Here is a 2293-nt window from a genome sequence, read left to right on the forward strand (position 1 = left end):
CGCTGTGCCGAGTGCAAAGCCTGGGTGGTGCAGCAGGACGAGAAAGAAGCGGGCCTGCGGGCCATCCTCAACTACGGCCACACCCTCGGCCATGCCCTAGAAGCTGCCACCGGCTACCGCCGCTATCTGCACGGAGAAGCTGTCGCCATCGGCATGGTAGCTGCCGGGGAGATCGCCCGCCGCCTGGGGTGGTGGAGCGCTGCTGAAGCCGAACGGCAACGACGCCTGATCGAGAAAGCAGGACTGCCCAGCCGGTGGCCGGCCGGGATCCCTTGGGAGGCAGTGCTGCAGGCAATGCAGGCCGACAAGAAAGTCAAACAGGGGCGGATTCGCTTCGTTCTGCCCCGCCGCATCGGCCAGGCCGAGCTGACCGATCAAGTCGAGCTGGCAGAGGTGCAGGCTGCTTTGGCCTCGATTACAGCCACCTCTGGAACCCTAGAATTAGGAAAACCTAAGGACAAGAAAGCATGGCACGGCAACAACGGGTAGCCATCTTGGGGGCCACAGGAGCAGTAGGGACGGAGCTGCTGACGCTATTGGAAGAGCGCCACTTTCCTGTAGCCGACCTCAAGCTTTTGGCCTCGCCCCGTTCAGCGGGCACTTATTTGACCTTCAAGGGGGAGCGGATCCCGGTGGAACCAGTTTCAGAAGCGGCCTTCCGGGGCCTGGATCTGGTGCTGGCCTCTGCCGGAGCAAGTGTTTCCAAAGCCTGGGCCAAGCCCATCGTCGAGGCGGGGGCGGTGCTGATTGACAACTCCAGCGCCTTTCGCCTGGATCCCAATGTTCCGCTGGTGGTGCCGGAGGTCAACCCCCAGGAAGCCTTCCGTCACCAAGGGATCATTGCCAATCCCAACTGCACCACCATCCTAATGTGCGTGGCCATCTACCCCCTGCATCGCCACATCCCCCTGCGCCGCGTGGTGGCCGCCACCTATCAATCGGCCAGTGGGGCCGGGGCCCGCGCCATGGTGGAGCTGCAAGAGCAAACCCGCGCCTACCTCCAGGGGCAGCCGTTGCAGCCCCAGGTGTTCCCTTACCCCATTGCCTTCAACCTCTTCCTCCACAACAGCCCCCTGCAAGAGAACGGCTACTGCCAGGAAGAGATGAAAATGGTCAACGAATCCCGCAAGATTATGGGATCCCCCAACCTGCGGCTGACAGCTACCTGTGTGCGGGTGCCGGTGCTACGTACCCACGCCGAGGCCCTCAACCTGGAGTTTGAACAGCCCTTCCCTGTGGAAAAAGCCCGGCAAATCCTGGCCCAGGCCCCTGGGGTGGTGCTCATTGAAGATTGGCAGCAGAACCGCTTTCCCATGCCCATCGACGTGGCCGGCAGGGATGAAGTGGCGGTGGGCCGCATCCGCCAGGACATCTCCGAGCCCAAGGCCCTGGAGCTGTGGCTGTGCGGGGATCAGATCCGCAAAGGAGCAGCCCTCAACGCCGTTCAAATTGCCGAGCTGCTTTTGAAGGACTAATTCACCACAACTGTCCAGGTTACCGGCCCCGCTGTAACAGGGGCAGCCTCAGTGCTGTTCAACGTCACCGGGGAGTTGGGGTAAGTATAGGTACCGGCTGATGTCAAAGCTACCGCTGTTTTTACAGGGATGGTCACTGTGCAAGTTCCTCCTACGGCTACTTGTCCTCCGGTGAATTGAATGGTGTTCCCGTTCACCGGAGCTGTGAGAGTGGGGGAGCCGCACGAAGGTGTAAAAATCCCCGCAGCGGCAACTTGCAAACCAGAAGACGGCGCTCCCGGCAAGGTGTGGTTAAAGGCCAAGCCCGTCAATGGAATGGCTGCGTTGTTGGTTATTGTAAACGTCAGAGTTCCATTCCCGGTAACGGGAGCTGGGCCGATTGGGCCAAGCGGGTTGGGAGCAAAGGCCATGGTAAAGGTGGGAGCTGGCACCGTTACCGTTAAGTTGATAGCAGCAGCGGTGGCATTAGGCGCTTGGTTGCTGCTCAGGGTTACCGCGGGGCTGGTCAGGGATCCCGCTGTCGTGGCTGTAACCTGAAGATCCAGGCTGATGGTGCAGCTAGCGTTGGCTGCCAATGAGCCGTTGACCAGCAAGATGGAAGTTGCTCCTGGTGCAGCTGCCAGCGTCCCGCCACAGCCGTTGTTGAGGTTGTTGGGAGTGGCAACGATCAAGCCGGCAGGCAGGGGATCGGAAAAGGCTAGACCCGTCAGCGGCAGAGCGGCTGTGTTGGTGATCGTGTAGGTCAGAGTTGTTTTGGCAGTAGGGCCGGCAGCTACCGAGGTGGGGCTAAATGCCTTGGTAAAAGTCGGGGCACCCGG

2 protein-coding genes and 1 pseudogene are annotated in these 2293 nt (G+C 61.0%); 2 read left to right on the forward strand and 1 reads right to left on the reverse strand.

The window, feature by feature from the left end:
• Both NW820_RS09800 and NW820_RS09805 read left to right on the forward strand, forming a co-directional pair.
• Window positions 1-489 (forward strand): annotated as a pseudogene (locus NW820_RS09800) (3-dehydroquinate synthase); the annotation flags it as partial.
• Window positions 468-1475: an aspartate-semialdehyde dehydrogenase gene (locus NW820_RS09805; RefSeq protein WP_414407384.1), complete on the forward strand. Its 1008-nt coding sequence runs from the start codon at window positions 468-470 to the stop codon at window positions 1473-1475. The pseudogene NW820_RS09800 and the gene NW820_RS09805, both read left to right, overlap by 22 nt.
• On the opposite strand, the gene NW820_RS09810 is transcribed toward NW820_RS09805, so the two are convergent.
• Window positions 1472-2293 (reverse strand): hypothetical protein (locus tag NW820_RS09810; protein WP_414407385.1); only part of this gene is annotated, 822 nt, incomplete at its 5' end. The genes NW820_RS09805 and NW820_RS09810 overlap by 4 nt on opposite strands.

The organism is Synechococcus sp. R55.7, from assembly GCF_047461955.1.
Classification (GTDB): domain Bacteria; phylum Cyanobacteriota; class Cyanobacteriia; order Thermostichales; family Thermostichaceae; genus Thermostichus.